General features: G+C 42.3%; 17 protein-coding genes. 12 read left to right on the top strand and 5 right to left on the bottom strand.

The genetic code is table 11. The annotated features are described in order from the left end of the window. Window positions 1-141: 141 nt before the first annotated feature. The 4 genes from L2740_RS10525 to ruvX all read left to right on the top strand — a co-directional run bounded on the left by L2740_RS10525 (window position 142) and on the right by ruvX (window position 2,019). Window positions 142-462 carry a hypothetical protein gene (locus tag L2740_RS10525; protein WP_248950120.1) on the top strand — a complete coding sequence of 107 codons (321 nt, stop codon included), beginning with the start codon at window positions 142-144 and terminating at the stop codon, window positions 460-462. Window positions 463-623: 161 nt separating this feature from the next. Continuing rightward, window positions 624-953 carry a stress response translation initiation inhibitor YciH gene (gene yciH / locus L2740_RS10520; RefSeq protein WP_248468821.1) on the top strand — a complete coding sequence of 110 codons (330 nt, stop codon included), beginning with the start codon at window positions 624-626 and terminating at the stop codon, window positions 951-953. A 39-nt stretch (window positions 954-992) separates the two neighbouring features. Next, entirely contained in the window at window positions 993-1,553 is a 561-nt protein-coding gene (locus L2740_RS10515; RefSeq protein ID WP_248950118.1) for a YqgE/AlgH family protein, read from the top strand. Between the two features lie 40 nt (window positions 1,554-1,593). Next, window positions 1,594-2,019, top strand: coding sequence for a Holliday junction resolvase RuvX (ruvX, locus tag L2740_RS10510; protein ID WP_248468823.1), 426 nt, complete (start codon window positions 1,594-1,596; stop codon window positions 2,017-2,019). A gap of 84 nt (window positions 2,020-2,103) precedes the next feature. On the opposite strand, the gene hemH is transcribed toward ruvX, so the two are convergent. The 3 genes from hemH to L2740_RS10495 all read right to left on the bottom strand — a co-directional run bounded on the left by hemH (window position 2,104) and on the right by L2740_RS10495 (window position 5,404). Then, window positions 2,104-3,117, bottom strand: a complete 1,014-nt coding sequence (hemH, locus tag L2740_RS10505; RefSeq protein WP_248950117.1) for a ferrochelatase — start codon at window positions 3,115-3,117, stop codon at window positions 2,104-2,106. Between the two features lie 119 nt (window positions 3,118-3,236). Then, window positions 3,237-4,349 carry a PilT/PilU family type 4a pilus ATPase gene (locus tag L2740_RS10500; protein ID WP_248468825.1) on the bottom strand — a complete coding sequence of 371 codons (1,113 nt, stop codon included), beginning with the start codon at window positions 4,347-4,349 and terminating at the stop codon, window positions 3,237-3,239. 17 nt (window positions 4,350-4,366) lie between these two features. Next, window positions 4,367-5,404: a type IV pilus twitching motility protein PilT gene (locus L2740_RS10495; protein WP_248950115.1), complete on the bottom strand. Its 1,038-nt coding sequence runs from the start codon at window positions 5,402-5,404 to the stop codon at window positions 4,367-4,369. A gap of 35 nt (window positions 5,405-5,439) precedes the next feature. Between L2740_RS10495 and L2740_RS10490 the strand changes: the two genes are divergently transcribed. From L2740_RS10490 to L2740_RS10455, 8 genes are all read left to right on the top strand, one after another. Next, window positions 5,440-6,141, top strand: a complete 702-nt coding sequence (locus L2740_RS10490) for a YggS family pyridoxal phosphate-dependent enzyme (RefSeq protein WP_248950114.1) — start codon at window positions 5,440-5,442, stop codon at window positions 6,139-6,141. 118 nt (window positions 6,142-6,259) lie between these two features. Then, window positions 6,260-7,078: a pyrroline-5-carboxylate reductase gene (proC, locus tag L2740_RS10485; RefSeq protein WP_248950113.1), complete on the top strand. Its 819-nt coding sequence runs from the start codon at window positions 6,260-6,262 to the stop codon at window positions 7,076-7,078. 27 nt (window positions 7,079-7,105) lie between these two features. Beyond that, window positions 7,106-7,654, top strand: a complete 549-nt coding sequence (locus L2740_RS10480; RefSeq protein WP_248950112.1) for a YggT family protein — start codon at window positions 7,106-7,108, stop codon at window positions 7,652-7,654. A gap of 14 nt (window positions 7,655-7,668) precedes the next feature. Then, entirely contained in the window at window positions 7,669-7,941 is a 273-nt protein-coding gene (gene yggU, locus L2740_RS10475) for a DUF167 family protein YggU (RefSeq protein WP_275974174.1), read from the top strand. A gap of 83 nt (window positions 7,942-8,024) precedes the next feature. After that, window positions 8,025-8,459: a DUF4426 domain-containing protein gene (locus tag L2740_RS10470; protein ID WP_248950109.1), complete on the top strand. Its 435-nt coding sequence runs from the start codon at window positions 8,025-8,027 to the stop codon at window positions 8,457-8,459. A 123-nt stretch (window positions 8,460-8,582) separates the two neighbouring features. Next, entirely contained in the window at window positions 8,583-9,182 is a 600-nt protein-coding gene (gene rdgB / locus L2740_RS10465) for an RdgB/HAM1 family non-canonical purine NTP pyrophosphatase (protein WP_248468831.1), read from the top strand. Then, window positions 9,182-10,333, top strand: a complete 1,152-nt coding sequence (hemW, locus tag L2740_RS10460; RefSeq protein WP_248950106.1) for a radical SAM family heme chaperone HemW — start codon at window positions 9,182-9,184, stop codon at window positions 10,331-10,333. Before rdgB ends, hemW begins: the two co-directional genes overlap by 1 nt. 165 nt (window positions 10,334-10,498) lie before the next feature. Next, window positions 10,499-12,352 (top strand): DUF885 domain-containing protein, encoded by a 1,854-nt coding sequence (locus L2740_RS10455; protein WP_248950105.1) that lies wholly within the window; start codon window positions 10,499-10,501, stop codon window positions 12,350-12,352. Between the two features lie 596 nt (window positions 12,353-12,948). Here the strand turns inward: L2740_RS10455 and L2740_RS10450 are convergent. After that, complete coding sequence (locus tag L2740_RS10450) at window positions 12,949-13,890, bottom strand: LysR family transcriptional regulator (RefSeq protein ID WP_220781900.1); 942 nt, start codon at window positions 13,888-13,890, stop codon at window positions 12,949-12,951. A 355-nt stretch (window positions 13,891-14,245) separates the two neighbouring features. Further along, complete coding sequence (locus tag L2740_RS10445; RefSeq protein WP_248950103.1) at window positions 14,246-15,058, bottom strand: YggN family protein; 813 nt, start codon at window positions 15,056-15,058, stop codon at window positions 14,246-14,248.

The following is a 15,058-nucleotide window of genomic DNA, read 5'->3' as shown; positions in this document are numbered from 1 at the left end:
ATTTTGACTGCTTATTATTCAGCTTACAGAGCAATTTATTAATCTACAACTCAATTTTGGTAAATCTCTGTGTTGTTAAGCTTGACTTAAGAAAACGACTTAATGATAATGATTATCAATTAACCTATTGAGAATGTCGTTATGTTTTGGTTTATCGCAGCAATTGCAATCGCTAGTGTTGTATTTATTATCACTCCAGAAAAAGTCTCTAGTCATCAAGACTCTAAGCCGTCTGCAGTCGATAAGCTTAGTCAGCATTCTTTAGTTATTTTACCAATACTTGTACTTAGCTGGCTGATTATTGCCATTGCTAGTGCGCCTGTAACTCACTTTGCAGGTACCGCAATTGGCTTTGTATTGACCTCTTGCGCTATTGCGCTACCCAGCACTCACAAATATATCGCCTTATTAGCAAGCCTGACATTTGCATCACTGCTAATAGAGCTAGCGCTTTATTTGTAAAACTGAGCACTGTCGCCCCAATAGATAAGCACCAATAGAGATAGCGAGTCAGGTTTATTCTCAGCCTGACCCCTTTACTATAAGTTTCTCCTCACAGCCCTCTCCCTTAACCTTAGTAACTTTGTTAAACTGCAGACATAAGTTCATCAACGACCATATATATGAAATCCGATCCAAACGTATCTTTAGTCTATAGCACAGACGTTGGCCGTATTGCGCCTGAAAAACAAACCCAATCGGCCCCAGAAGGCGACGGTATAGTTAGAATTCATAAAGACAGTAAAGGGCGTAAAGGCAAAGGCGTTTCAGTTATTAAGGGTTTAGGCCTACAAGAAAAAGAACTTAAAGCCCTTGCGCAAAAACTCAAAAAGCAATGTGGCTGCGGCGGTACAGTAAAAGACTTCACTATTGAAGTACAAACCGACAATAGAGAGCAGATTAAGACCCTACTCGAAAAGCTTAATTACACTGTCAAATTGGCGGGCGGCTAATCACATATTGATTAGTATTAGCCTTATATGGAAAAGTCTATGGACAGTTTACAAAACCACTTCTTAATCGCTATGCCCTCTTTGCAGGACACCTACTTTGAACGCTCACTGATCTACATCTGTGAACATGATGAAAAAGGCGCGATGGGCATAGTAGTCAATAAGCCAAGTGGCATTATTGTTGATGAGTTACTGCAGCAAATGGAGTTAACTGAAGAGCCTACACCTGTGACCTCGTTAGCAGGCGAAGTATTACTTGGTGGCCCAGTGAATCCTGAGCGCGGCTTTGTATTACATACTACTCAAGATTGCTGGAATAACAGCGATGCGGTTACAGAGCAAATAATGCTTACCACCTCGCAAGATGTGCTAGCTAGTTTAGGCTCAGAACAAGCACCTGAGAAGTTTTTAATCGCACTCGGTTATGCCGGTTGGACTCGTGGTCAGCTAGAGCAAGAGATTATTGAAAACACTTGGCTTTCAATCCCAGCTACCGCAGAGCTATTGTTTGATGTTGATCATGATGCTCGCTGGCAACAAGCGACAGAATCACTTGGCTTTGATATTTGGCAATTGTCTAACCTTGCAGGCCACGCGTAAAAATAACGTGTTATATACACTTTAATAGGAACAGATAGAGATGGGCGATAAAAGCGTCTTAGGTTTTGATTACGGCACTAAAAGTATCGGCATCGCGATAGGCCAAGAGATCACTGCGACAGCAAGACCTCTATTATCAATAAAGGCAGTTGATGGTATTCCTAAATGGGAAGAAATTGGCGCACTTATCACTGAATGGAAACCCGATCTGATTGTGGTTGGTTTGCCATTAAATATGGATGGCACCGAACAGGAAATGACCCAAAGAGCGCGTAAGTTTGCTAACCGCTTAAGTGGCCGTTTTGGAGTTAAGGTTGCGACGCAAGATGAGCGCCTAACCACTGCAGATGCTAAAGCACGACTGTTTGAAATGGGCGGCTATAAAGCGCTGACTAAGGGCCAAGTAGATGCCATGTCAGCAGTATTGATTGTTGAAAGCTACTTTGAAAATCAATACGGCGAGTAATAACAATCAATAAAAAGATTGGCTCAATATAAAAGGGAGGCTTAGCCTCCCTTTTGCTTTCTATAACCCTTAGATATAGAAAATCTAAATATGTGGCTTAACAATATTCGCCATCATTTTAATATGAGCATCATCATCGTTTAGCGCGGCAATATAGCGATAGTTTTCACCACCCGCCTCTTCAAAGATCTCACGGTTTTCACCGGCAATCTCCTCAAGCGTTTCTAAACAGTCGGCGCTAAATGCCGGGCACACAACAGCGATATCTTTAACCCCCTCTTTAGGGAGCGACTCCATCGTTGCATCTGTGTATGGCGTTAGCCACTTAGCTTTACCGAAGCGCGACTGGAACGTAGTGATATATTGATCTTCGTTAAGCCCGAGTTTTTCAACCACCAGCTTAGTGGTTTTCATGCAGAAGCAATAATAAGGATCGCCCAAGTGTAAGTTACGCTCTGGCATACCGTGGTAAGACAATACTAACTTTTGCGGCTGACCATTTAACTCGAAGTCTTTGGCAATTGATGCCGCTAAGGCGTCAATAAAATCTGGGTGGTCATGATAGGTATTGATAAAGTGCAAAGCAGGCAGGTAACGCCAGCTGGTTAGCTCTTTAGCTATCGCATCAAAAGCTGACGCAGTGGTTGGCGCAGCGTATTGCGGATACAGCGGCAACACCACCATTTTATCAATGCCATCTTGATGCATTCTTTTAAGCGTTGAAGCGACTGACGGCTCACCGTAGCGCATACAAAACTCTACCGATACATCTTCACCAGAGTGCTCAAAATGACTTGCCAACTTCTGCGTTTGACGACGAGTGATATCCATTAACGGTGAACCTTGCTCGGTCCATACTTGTTGATAAAGTGCCGCTGACTTTGCTGGACGTACTCGCAGAATAATCCCATGCAAAATCATCATCCAAATTAACTTTGGGATCTCAACTACACGAGGATCAGCTAAAAACTCCGCAAGATATCGTCTAACTGCTGGTGCAGTAGGCTCGTCTGGGGTGCCTAAATTAACCAATAACACGCCGGTTTTGCCACGTTTTTTATGACCAATCTCTTTGGTTAACCCTGAAAACTTAGCCAAGATAACTCCTTAAGGTTCAAAATATTATCTGCAGATACGTTTAAACTTAAATTAAGATCAATACACTTTAAAACTGGCAATACAAAGTACTGCCAGCGTTATGTCTGCAAGCTTTACGATTAATCTAGATTGAGGGTAACGCCATCCATTGAGCTACTGCTGGTAGGATCTGAACTTTGCAACTTAATCATTAAGCGTAAGTCATTTGGCGAGTCTGCATGGTGCAGCGCGTCGGCATAGCTGATTTCACCATCGGTATACAGCTTTAATAATGCTTGGTCGAAAGTCTGCATACCTTGCTCATTCGACTTGGCCATTGCCTCTTTTAAAGAATGCAGCTCGTTTTTAGCAATTAAGCTGGCAACACGTGGCGTATTGATTAATACCTCAATAGCGGCACGTCTACCTGTACCATCACTTTTTGGTACTAATTGCTGCGCCACAATACCGCGTAAGTTCAATGACAAATCGAACAGCAACTGATGATGCTTACTCTCAGGCACTAAATGCATAATACGGTCCAATGCTTGGTTAGCATTGTTAGCATGCAAAGTTGCCATACATAAGTGGCCTGTTTCAGCAAACGACAGGGCAAACTCCATGGTTTCTTGGCTGCGGATCTCACCAATTAAGATCACATCCGGCGCCTGACGCAGTGAGCTTTTTAACGCAGCATCAAACGACTCTGTATCAATTCCAACTTCACGCTGAGTGATAATGCTTTGTCTGTGGTCATGAACAAATTCAACCGGATCTTCAATGGTTAGAATATGGCCGCGCGCGTGGTTATTACGATAACCAACAAGTGCCGCCAAAGAGGTTGATTTACCCGTACCGGTACCACCTACCATAATCACCAAGCCACGCTTGCTCATCACCAAGTCTTTTAGAATTGGCGGTAACATTAAGTCATCAACATCTGGGATTTGGGTTTCAATTCGGCGCATTACGCAACCTGGCGACTCACGTTGCCAAAACGCACTAACACGAAAACGGCCATAATCTTTGGCAGAGAAGGCAAAGTTACATTCCCGTGATTCATGAAACTCTTGTTTTTGTGCGTCAGTCATTAACGACTCAACAAAGGCTAATGACTGCGCGGGTGTAAATGGGTTTTCACCCAACTGGCGCAATTCACCGTCGATTTTGGCACTGGGCGGAAAGCCTGCTGTAATAAACAGATCAGAGGCTTTACGCTCAATCATTACTTTTAGAAAAGGAGTAACATCCATAGGTTAACTCATCCCTGTTAAAAGTTAGCTTGTTTATTTGAGCTTTTAGCCATCGCATCTTCTCGAGAGATCTGGCCGCGATTAACTAAGTTTTGCAGACACTGATCTAGCGTTTGCATGCCATGTGCCATACCCGTTTGAATCGCCGAATACATCTGCGCGACTTTATCTTCACGAATAAGGTTACGAATAGCTGGCGTGCCCATCATAATTTCGTGTGCAGCAACACGACCACCACCGACTTTCTTAATTAAGGTTTGCGAAATAACTGCCTGTAAGGATTCTGATAACATGGTTCTGACCATGCCTTTTTCACCTTCAGGGAATACATCGACCACACGGTCAATGGTTTTTGCCGCAGAGGTTGTATGCAAGGTACCAAAAACCAAGTGACCTGTTTCAGCAGCAGTCATAGCCAAGCGAATGGTTTCCAAGTCACGCATCTCACCCACTAAGATCACATCCGGATCTTCACGAAGTGCACTACGTAGCGCGGCGTTAAAGCTATGGGTATGACGATGCACTTCACGTTGGTTAATCAAGCAGTGCTTATTTTGATGCACAAATTCTATCGGATCTTCAATCGTTAGAATGTGGTCGTGGCGGTTTTCATTCACGTAATCAATCATTGCCGCTAAGGTGGTACTTTTACCCGAACCAGTAGGGCCTGTAACTAGCACTAGGCCACGCGGAAAACTGGATATTTTTTTGAAGATCTCAGGTGCGCCCAACTGCTCCAAACTTAAAATATCACTTGGAATGGTACGAAATACCGCTGCCGCGCCACGAGACTGGTTAAAAGCGTTAACACGAAAACGTGCAAGACCTGGTACTTCAAACGAGAAATCGATCTCTAAATGTTCTTCATAATCCTTACGCTGCTTATCATTCATGATGTCATAGACTAGGCTATGCACTCCTTGATGATCTAAAGCTGGTAGGTTTATCTTTCTCACCTCACCATCAACACGGATCATGGGAGAAACACCCGCAGAAAGGTGTAGATCTGACGCATTGTGTTTTACACTAAAGGCTAGTAACTCTGTGATTTCCATAGTTTGGGATATCCATTCAACCAAAAACTTACAAGATGACAACAATAACAGACAGACTCGCAATCGCCCAGCATCGAATCAGCCAAGCGGCGCAAAATGCCTCACGTCGGCCAGAAGATGTACAACTTTTAGCGGTTAGCAAAACTAAGCCGAATGAATACATAATAGAAGCTTACCAAGCGGGTCAACGCCGCTTCGGTGAAAATTATGTTCAAGAGAGTGAAACTAAGATTAATTTGCTAAGCCACGACTACCCCGATATTGAATGGCACTTTATTGGCCCATTACAATCGAACAAAACCAAAGTGGTCGCTAGCCTGTTTGATTGGATGCATACGGTTGATAGAGAAAAGATTGCCCAGCGTTTAAATGATCAACGCCCTGACGATATGCCAGCGCTCAATATCTGTATTCAAGTTAATATCAGCCTAGAAGAGAGTAAGTCTGGCGCGTTAGCGGCAGATGTACTCGAACTGGCAGACAAAATAGCGTTACTGCCAAACATAAAATTACGCGGCTTAATGGCAATTCCATCTGCCGATGTTGATGAGCAAACTGCCAGTGTTGAACTTGCTGCACTACAAACACTGTTTAATCAACTTGCTGAGCGCCATAGCAGTGTAGATACCTTATCTGTAGGTATGAGCAACGATTTAGAGCTAGCAGTTAATCACGGCTCAACTATGGTACGCATAGGTAGTGCGATTTTTGGTGAGCGAGATTACAGTAAGACTTAATTGAAATTTAAGCAACTCATGCTAATACCAAGCGCTATTGCACCTTGTAATTAGCGCGCTTCGCCCAAACATTAATAGCTAAAGTAGCCAAATACTAACTAAAACAAACGAGATCTTCATGACACAACAAAAAGTATGCTTTATCGGCGCAGGTAATATGACCCGCAGTATCGTAAGCGGCCTGGTAAAAAGTGGCTATAACCCTGCGCTTATTGAAGCCACAAACCCAAGCCAACCTAAGCTTGACGCTATGGTTAGCGATTTTGGCATTAATGTGTCGAACAATAATGTTACTGCTGCGCAAAATGCCGATGTTATCGTACTCGGTGTAAAACCCCACTTTATGGAAGTTGTTGGTGAAGAGCTCAGCGGTTTAGATTTATCAAACAAACTGATTATTACCATTGCAGCGGGTGTTACCGCCAAACGCTACAGTGATTATTTTAAGCAAGAGATCAAACTAATACGCACAATGCCTAATACTCCAACGCAAATAGGTGTAGGCTTAACAGGGCTTTATGCGGGTGATGATATTTCAGCAGAGCAAAAAGCCATTTGCGAAACCTTAATGGCAACCGGTGGCGAAGTTGTTTGGGTCGACACTGAAGATGATTTAAACCAAGTGATAGCACTCGCGGGTAGCTCACCAGCTTATTTCTTCCTGTTTTTAGAATCTATGGTAGAAAGTGCTGTCAAAGCTGGTATGCCAGAAACTGCAGCCCGTGAAATGGCGCAGCAAGCAGCGCTTGGTGCCGCTTTAATGGCTAAGCAAAATCCAGAGCTAAGCCTAGCTCAGCTTAGAACCAATGTAACCTCAAAAGGCGGAACAACAGCGCAAGCAGTTGAAACCTTTGAGAAAGGCAATTTACGCACCTTAGTCGATAGTGCTATGAGCAACTGTATCGCCCGTGCACAAGAAATGGCAAAGCAATACTAATTTAACTTGAACAAGTAGAGTAAACAGATGAATGCATTTAGTTTTCTGGTAAGTACGGTATTCGATTTATACCTTATGGTCGTGGTGTTACGCATTTGGCTACAGCTAGCTAGAGCAGATTTTTATAATCCATTTAGCCAATTTATTGTAAAAGCAACACACCCTATTGTTGGCCCAATGCGCCGCGTAATTCCGTCATTTGGTAGCTTTGATACAGCATCGTTTGTATTAGCTATAACCGTTGTTGTGCTTAAGTTTGTTATTTTAAGCTTGATGGCTGGCGCCGCGATTAACGTACCAACGTTACTGCTAATCTCAATCGTATCTGTGATTAAAGAAGCCGGTGTATTGCTATTCTGGATGCTAATTTTACGCGCGATTTTAAGCTGGGTTAGTCAAGGAAGTAATCCAATTGAGATGGTAATGGGCCAATTAACTGAACCACTACTTGCGCCAATACGCCGCATTCTACCGCCAATGGGTGGCTTAGATTTATCACTACTGGTAATGATGATTATCCTAAACTTCCTCAATATTTTGCTAGCGCAATACGTGCCTTTCTGGGCTAGCGTATAGTGACTCCAGCACTTATGCAGCAGGGAAACCTGCTGCTACAACTCTATATACAGCCTAAAGCGAGCCGCGATCAAATCGTCGGCTTACATGGCGAAGAAATCAAAATTGCTATTACCGCACCGCCAGTTGATGGCAAAGCCAATGCCCATTTAACTAAATATTTGTCTAAGGCGTTTAAAGTACCTAAAGGCGATATTGAGATCCTTAAAGGACAAATGGGTCGCCATAAGCAAGTAAAGATTGTGGCGCCAAAACTCATTCCGGATGCAATACAACACCTTTTGTAACCTTAGAGTTATCATTTGGATAAGGCATTAGTGGTTACAAAGCTCTATACTGTTAACAAGATATCTCCCTAAGGAAAGCCAATATGATCCGCTCACTGACCACTATGCTTTTGCTGTTTTTTTGCCTAAGCAGTAATGCGTTTGCCGAACAGAAACAAAAAGTGGGTAACTTCGATATCCACTACGTTGCCCTTAGCAGTACCTTTTTAACCCCAAGTATCGCTAAGTCATACGGCATAAAGCGCAGTAGTTACACTGGCATTATTAATATTGCCGTACTTGATACTAGCGTTGACGGCAATCCAGCGGTGCCAGTTGAATTATCAGGTGTTGCTAACAACTTACTCGACGCCAGAATCGACCTGAAATTTAGAGAGATCCGCGAAGGTGACTCTATTTACTACATTGCTGAAGTGCCTTACCGTGATGACCAAGAAATCAACTTTAAGATTGCGGTTAAGTACGATAAGAAGCTCAATACAATGTTAACCTTCAAGCAAAAGTTTTACGTCGAATAACCACGACTACACCAAAAACAGGGGCCTAGAGCCCCTGTTTTTTATTGTCTTGTCTACTATCGAAATTGGCCTATCTCAGCTATTATTGCCGCCATTATTTTATGTCTCATCTAAAGGCTTCTCATGAATCAAATCGTCTTAGCTAGCGGTAACAAAGGTAAACTTAAAGAATTTTCTGAATTGATGGCTGGTTTCGGCGTCGAGATCTTAGCTCAGAGCGAATTTAATGTTGTAGAAGTTCCTGAAACAGGCACAACATTTGTTGAGAATGCCATCATCAAGGCAAGGCACGCTGCGGAAGTAACAGGTCATGCTGCAATTGCAGATGATTCTGGACTTGAAGTGGACTTTTTACAGGGCGCACCGGGTATTTACTCTGCACGTTACGCCGGTGAAGGGGCTAAAGATGAGCAAAACTACACTAAATTGCTGACGGCTCTTGAAGGCCAAACTGAGCGTAATGCACGTTTTCAGTGTGTACTGGTTTACATGCGTCATGCTAAAGATCCAACGCCAATCATTTGCCAAGCATCATGGGAAGGCACCATAGGTTTTGCTCCACAAGGTGATAATGGCCACGGCTACGATCCTATTTTTATCCCTGCAGAACATGAGTGCGCAGCAGCTGAGCTAAGCTCAGATGAAAAGAACAAACTTAGTCATCGCGGTAAAGCACTCGTGTTGCTGATTGATGCTATGAAGCAACAAGGTATTTTTAAATAATGTTAACCCTGCCACCGTTAAGCCTTTATATACATATTCCTTGGTGCGTACAAAAGTGCCCCTATTGCGACTTTAACTCTCATGGTCAGCATGGAGAATTACCGCAAACTGAATATGTTGATGCACTGATTAACGATCTCAAACATGATCTGCATTATGTGCAAGGCCGCGAGCTACACACGATCTTTATCGGTGGCGGCACGCCCTCTTTGTTCGACGCGAAGCAAATTGGGCGCTTACTGACTGCAGTCGATGCGCTCATTCCATTTAGCGATAACATCGAAATCACCATGGAAGCCAACCCTGGCACTTTAGAGCATGATGATTTTGCAGCCTATTGCCAAGCAGGTGTTACCCGTCTATCAATTGGCGTGCAGAGCTTTTCAACTGACAAGCTAAATCTACTTGGACGTATTCACGACAAATGTGAAGCACAAGTCGCGGCGCAAAAAGCAAAAGTCGCGGGTTATCAGAGCTTTAATTTAGACTTGATGCACGGCTTACCAAACCAGAGCTTTGATGAAGCGCTGGCAGATATTGAAACGGCAGCAGAGTTAGCGCCGCCACATCTGTCTTGGTATCAACTGACCATAGAGCCAAATACCCTGTTCCACTCTAAGCCACCTCAGTTACCAGATGATGAGAATTTATGGCAGATCTACGAGCAAGGTCAAAAGCGTTTAGCTGAGCTTGGCTACCAGCAATACGAGATCTCCGCTTACGCCAAAGAAGGCTATCAGTGCCGCCATAATCTTAACTATTGGCAGTTTGGTGATTATCTAGGTATAGGTTGTGGCGCTCATGGCAAAATAACTCAGATTAACCACAGCAATATTAACGACAGTAAAATTGTCCGTACCGTTAAGATCAAGCACCCTAAGGGCTACTTAACAGCTGATGATTACTGCTATGAAACTACAGAAGTTGAACAAGAAGATAGACCTTTAGAATATCTGATGAATCGCCTACGCTTAATGAGCCCAATTCCAAAGCTTGAGTTTGAGCAACGTACTGGACTGAGCCGTGACACTATCAGCGAAGGAATTGAGCAAGCTTGTGCCAAAGGCTTAATGACTGAGTCAGATGAGCATTGGCAACTCACTAGCAAAGGTCACTTATTCGTCAATGAGCTACTGTCACAGTTTTTATAATGTGCGTTAAATCATACCATTGCGTTATTAATACAATAAACAACTGAATTAATTAGCTAATTATTTATTAATAGCTCGCAAATACACATTTAGTAACACTTAGATCAAAAAATTAACTGACGGCTTCTTTAGGATAACAATCATAATTCTAAGGAAGCCTAAAAAATGTCTATAAAAACAAATATTAGCTTTATTACCCTCTCGCTCTCAATGGCGCTTAGCGCAACTACGATTGCAGCCCCAACTTCTATTGCCCAATTAAGCCCAAGTGAGAGTGTTGCTCACAAGGCACAAAGTGAATCAGAGAAAGCCAATACCCTATTTGAAAGCATTTTCATGGAAAATGTTATGGCTAGTCCTATTTCACAAACTCATTTAGGGATCAAAACTGACTACGACAAGTGGGATGAGATGAGCGATGCTGCCACAGATGCAGCACTTGCACGTGACAAGAAACACCTTGCGCAATTAAAGCAAATAAACACTAACAAGCTAGATAGACAAACTCTGCTTAGTTATCAGCTATTAACCCAAAAGCTAGAACAAAGCATCAAAGACGATAAATGGCGTTACCATAACTACCCGGTTAATCAGATGTATGGCGGCCACTCGCAAATCGCATCGTTTCTAATTAACCAGCATCAAGTTGGTAGTGTAGCGGATGCAAAGGCCTATATCAGTCGCTTACAAGGTGTGCCTAAGCGTCTAGCTCAGTTACAAACCGCACTGGAGATCCGCGAAGATAAAGGCATTATCGCGCCTAAATTTGTATTTCCTTATGTGATTAACGACAGCAAAAACATTATTAATGGCGCGCCATTTAACACGAGCCCAAACAGTGACGACAGCGCTCTTTGGAGCGACTTTAAACGTAAAGTATCTAAACTTGAAATAAGCGACAGTGATAAAGACAGTTTACTTCGAGAAGCCAAAACGGCGTTAATTAATGATGTAAAACCAGCGTACGACAAGTTAACTACCTATATGACTAAGCTGGAAACTAAAGCTGATACCCGTGATGGTGCATGGAAGTTTCCTCAAGGTGATACCTTCTACAACAATGCACTCGCACGCACCACAACAACCGATATGACAGCAACTGAGATCCATGAACTTGGATTATCGGAAGTTGCTCGTATTCATAGTGAAATGCGCGCAATTATGAAAAAGGTTAACTTTGAAGGCTCTTTAAACGAGTTCTTCAAGTTTATGCGTGAAGATGAGCAATTCTATTACGCTAACACACCTGAAGGACGCCAAGCCTATTTAAGCGAAGCTACAGCGCTAATTGATACCATGAGTGGCAGACTCGATGAAGTATTTAAAATCAAACCAAAAGCGCCAATGATTGTTAAACAGGTTGAAGCCTTTAGAGAAAAATCTGCAGGTAAGGCCTTTTATAGCAATCCATCACCAGATGGCAGTCGTCCGGGTACTTACTACGCTAACCTTTACGATATGAAAGCCATGCCTAAATACCAAATGGAAGCACTGGCTTACCATGAAGGTACTCCAGGGCACCATATGCAAATCGCTATTGCTCAAGAGCTTGAAGGTGTACCAAAGTTCCGTAAGTTTGGCGGTTACACTGCTTACATTGAAGGCTGGGGCCTCTATAGTGAATATTTCCCGAAAGAGATGGGAATGTATTCAGATCCCTACTCAGACTTCGGTCGTCTAGCAATGGAGCTATGGCGTGCATGTCGTTTAGTCGTTGATACCGGTATTCACGCTAAAAAGTGGACGCGTGAAGAATCAATTGAATACTACGTATCAAACACACCAAACGCTAAATCTGATGCAGTTAAAATGGTAGAACGCCATATCGTTATGCCATCACAAGCAACAGCTTATAAAGTTGGTATGATTAAGTTGTTAGCATTAAGAGATAAGGCGCAACAAGCCCTCGGTGATAAGTTTGATATTCGCGACTTCCATACTATTGTCTTGAAAAATGGCCCAGTGCCACTTGATGTACTAGAAAGTGAAATTGACCTTTGGATTAAGCAAAGCAGCTAAAGCCTAACGTTTACCAATCAGTATCAAGCCTCGTTAACCACAATTAGCGAGGCTTTTTATTTTCTGACAACATAGATACATGCCAGCGACTAATACTAAAAAGAGTGGTACTAAGAAGACTAAAACGAAGAAGAGTGGCAGCAAGTGGTAAACAACGATTAGCAAAGTAAATTGTTTCAGATACAAAACAAACTAGAAGATTATCTTTAGTAAGCCCCAGAAAGAAAAATACCCCGGTCAAAGCCGGGGTAAAACCAAAATTAGGATGATGGTTTTAAGGCCGACATTGTTTTAGTTCGTAAAGCTCTGTCAGCATTGAATCAAAACTGCTTATAGCTGCTCTGTAAACACAATAGAGAGGGGTCATTCTCGATTGCAGTTTAGGACTCAGAGCTTTTGAATCAACTGCGAGCAATTGTATTAAATTGAGAACAAAGTGCAATTGAAATGATTTACACTTGTTTAGCCAAGGCTTAATTTCACCTTAACTAAACAAGCATTTTAGCGATGTAACTAACTGAATCGTATACTTATAAGTCTTTTCTACTTTAGTATGGATTTACATTGTCTTTACTATGAAACAATGTTTCCCCATTTTACTTACGTTTTGCATACAACTCTTTTAATGGCGTGTCCCAATATGGCGGTGTACCAATATGATCTTTTATGAAATCAATGAAGGCACTCACCTTTGGTGCAAGATGTTTACGTCTTGGATATACAGCCTGTAAAGGCAAGTGATGAGTTAATTGCCAGTCTTCTAGAATAGGGACTAACGTGCCCTTTTCTAGCTCATCTTCAAGCAAGTAACTTGCAAGATATACAACACCTAAACCACTTACAGCAGCAGATTTTAACGCTGGCGCATTATCGACTCTGAAATTACCTGTTACGCCAATTTCACAGTAATCATCACCTTGCTTAAATTGCCAAATGCTATGCTCATGCCACTCACCTTGGTAAACCAAACAGTTATGATCAACCAACTGCTCAGGACGGTTAGGTACACCGTGTTTTTCTACATAAGATGGTGAAGCTGCAAGTAGGAACTGACACTTCATTAATGGTCTTGCAACCATGCCAAGCGGTAACTGCTCTGACATAGTCAGCAATAGATCTAAGCCTTCGCTTACTACATCGACTTTATGGTCAAGTAGACTAACTTGAAGCTCTAATTCTGGATGTTTTGCCATAAATTCAGGCAATGCAGGAATGATATGCATAGTACCGAAAGACTGAGAAATACCGACTTTCAATACACCACGTGTTGCATCATTAAGATTATGAACGCTGGCAACAGCTTGATCTGCATCTCTTAATAACTCTTCACCTTGGGCATAAAGTAACTGACCCGCTTCAGTTAAGCTCAAACTACGGGTTGTACGTTGGATCAATTGAACACCAAGTTTATGCTCTAAATCTGCTACTTGGGTACTGACTTTAGACTTAGATATGCCTAACTTTCTCGCCGCAGAGCTAAAACTGCCCGCTCGAGCCACATGGGTGAAAATCGCGATTGGTTCTAAAAGTTCTAACATGTAAATCGCCTTAAGGTGTTTACGACAGTAATAGTACTTCCATCGCTAAGACATGCTGTTTTCATTATAAAAACAATATCTTAAGTGAATATATGTACGCTAGAGTAGGGTTTTTATTATGTAACCATTTAATGGTTTTGCTTTTATTATTAGAAGTATACCAAAAATTCCTCATAACTCATCAAATATGTCATGTGAAGTAATGGTAATCACGTAGGATTAGAACAATTTAGATGGATAAATAACAGAAAAGCCCCTGCACAAAGGGTGGATGCAGGGGATGTTGCAAGAGAGTCAAAGGCAACAGTCAATACCTATAGGTATCGTTCCAGAGAGGTCAATATGAGCAAATTACTTACTCAAGTAATTTGCTGCTAGTTTCAACTAGGGGATAATTCGCTAACTCAGGGATCTCTTTACGTAGCTGACTTTCTAATACCACTAAAGATTTAAAGTTGTCGCACAGAACTTCGCCACGAGCTTCAAGATCATTGGCTTGTTGTTCGATTTGCATTTCAATCTCTTCACCGACTGAGTCCATTTTTGCAGAAAAAGACTCCATCTTTTGCTCAAAACTGTCACCGTCGCCCGACATCATTTGCGCGCCCAATGACATCATCATGCTGCCCAATGAATTCTGCACTAATTGTTCCATCTCTTGTTCAAACTCTTCACCAAATGCATCTTCAAGAGATGATTCAGTTGCACCAAGATAGAAAGTATCACCATGTTGATGAGCAACCTTTTCAATTCGCTCTTCAAGACCCGCTAACATTTCATCAATTTGTGCCCCAGCGCTATCACCTAGCAGTGGCGTTAATGCAAGACTAACCGCAGTAGAGGCGATAGAAACCGCATCATTTACCAAAGTGATGACCTCAGGTACTTGAGCTGAAACACTTGCAGAGTACTGGTTTACTAGCGCCTGTTGTTGACTGTTCAAGCTGACTTGTTGATCATTAACAAATAGCTTATCCATCTCGATGCGATACTTCTCATCGCCGACTTCACTAACAATCAGCTTTTTGGGCTCCACAGTTACATCGTAATTTAATGAAACTTCGCATTCATTTGAGTCATAGTGAGTGTCGTGGGCAGCAACAGTTTGTAAACCTGTGGCAGAAAATAGTACCGCGGAGATCCCTACAGAGGTAAGTAACTTTTTCAT

This window comes from Shewanella pneumatophori, from assembly GCF_023283895.1.
GTDB lineage: Bacteria > Pseudomonadota > Gammaproteobacteria > Enterobacterales > Shewanellaceae > Shewanella > Shewanella pneumatophori.
This window is presented reverse-complemented; position numbering and strand designations above follow the sequence as displayed.

Coding starts and splice junctions, on each gene's coding strand:
- hemW (WP_248950106.1), top strand. CDS start 9,182: ATGTTAACCCTGCCACCGTTAAGCCTTTATATACATATTCCTTGGTGC.
- L2740_RS10445 (WP_248950103.1), bottom strand. CDS start 15,058: ATGAAAAAGTTACTTACCTCTGTAGGGATCTCCGCGGTACTATTTTCT.
- L2740_RS10455 (WP_248950105.1), top strand. CDS start 10,499: ATGTCTATAAAAACAAATATTAGCTTTATTACCCTCTCGCTCTCAATG.
- yciH (WP_248468821.1), top strand. CDS start 624: ATGAAATCCGATCCAAACGTATCTTTAGTCTATAGCACAGACGTTGGC.
- L2740_RS10495 (WP_248950115.1), bottom strand. CDS start 5,404: ATGGAAATCACAGAGTTACTAGCCTTTAGTGTAAAACACAATGCGTCA.
- proC (WP_248950113.1), top strand. CDS start 6,260: ATGACACAACAAAAAGTATGCTTTATCGGCGCAGGTAATATGACCCGC.
- rdgB (WP_248468831.1), top strand. CDS start 8,583: ATGAATCAAATCGTCTTAGCTAGCGGTAACAAAGGTAAACTTAAAGAA.
- L2740_RS10490 (WP_248950114.1), top strand. CDS start 5,440: ATGACAACAATAACAGACAGACTCGCAATCGCCCAGCATCGAATCAGC.
- ruvX (WP_248468823.1), top strand. CDS start 1,594: ATGGGCGATAAAAGCGTCTTAGGTTTTGATTACGGCACTAAAAGTATC.
- L2740_RS10470 (WP_248950109.1), top strand. CDS start 8,025: ATGATCCGCTCACTGACCACTATGCTTTTGCTGTTTTTTTGCCTAAGC.
- L2740_RS10515 (WP_248950118.1), top strand. CDS start 993: ATGGACAGTTTACAAAACCACTTCTTAATCGCTATGCCCTCTTTGCAG.
- L2740_RS10480 (WP_248950112.1), top strand. CDS start 7,106: ATGAATGCATTTAGTTTTCTGGTAAGTACGGTATTCGATTTATACCTT.
- L2740_RS10450 (WP_220781900.1), bottom strand. CDS start 13,890: ATGTTAGAACTTTTAGAACCAATCGCGATTTTCACCCATGTGGCTCGA.
- L2740_RS10525 (WP_248950120.1), top strand. CDS start 142: ATGTTTTGGTTTATCGCAGCAATTGCAATCGCTAGTGTTGTATTTATT.
- L2740_RS10500 (WP_248468825.1), bottom strand. CDS start 4,349: ATGGATGTTACTCCTTTTCTAAAAGTAATGATTGAGCGTAAAGCCTCT.
- yggU (WP_275974174.1), top strand. CDS start 7,669: ATGCAGCAGGGAAACCTGCTGCTACAACTCTATATACAGCCTAAAGCG.